1 protein-coding gene is annotated in these 542 nt (G+C 61.8%); it reads right to left on the reverse strand.

The genetic code is table 11. The features are described from left to right. Positions 1 to 542, reverse strand: a 542-nt coding sequence (locus tag ACLEJP_RS25500; RefSeq protein ID WP_440810907.1) for an immunoglobulin-like domain-containing protein, incomplete at both ends; no start/stop codon positions are given.

A 542-nucleotide genomic window follows, 5' to 3' on the forward strand; every position in this document is an offset into this window, starting at 1 on the left:
TGATGGTGACCTGGGCGTTGTTGCTCAGGGTCACGACCAGGTCATGGGCCAGTGCCTGGTTGATGTTTACCGTGAAGGTCGGTTTGACGTTCTCGGCCACCGAAGGCTGGTCGGCGGTGATCGTGACCTTGACCAGGTCGCCTTCGTTGCTGCCGCCTGGGTTGCCCGGCGTACCTGGCTCGTCGGTGACCGTGGTGCTGACCGGGGTCTTGTCCAGGGTCAGTTGCTCGAACTTGCCGACGTCGGTGCCGCTGACCGATGCGATCGACTTGATCACCGGGTCGTTGGCGCCTGCGTAGACGTTGTCCGGAGCGGTGACCGTAACCGAACCGGTCGTGCTATTGGCCGGCACGGTAATGGTTTTGCCGTCGCTCAGCGTGAAGGTCAGTGCCGAGTGGTTGTTGATCGGCAGACCATCTTTGTTAGTCAGGGTGATGGTGTAGGTGATCTCGCCGCCTTCGGTAACCGAAGGAGTCGCAGTCAGCTTGGCTACGACCTCGTCAGTGGTGTCGGTGACCTGGACCTTGGCCGCACCGCCCAGC

This window comes from Pseudomonas sp. SMV7 (genome assembly GCF_052041995.1).
Lineage (GTDB): Bacteria > Pseudomonadota > Gammaproteobacteria > Pseudomonadales > Pseudomonadaceae > Aquipseudomonas.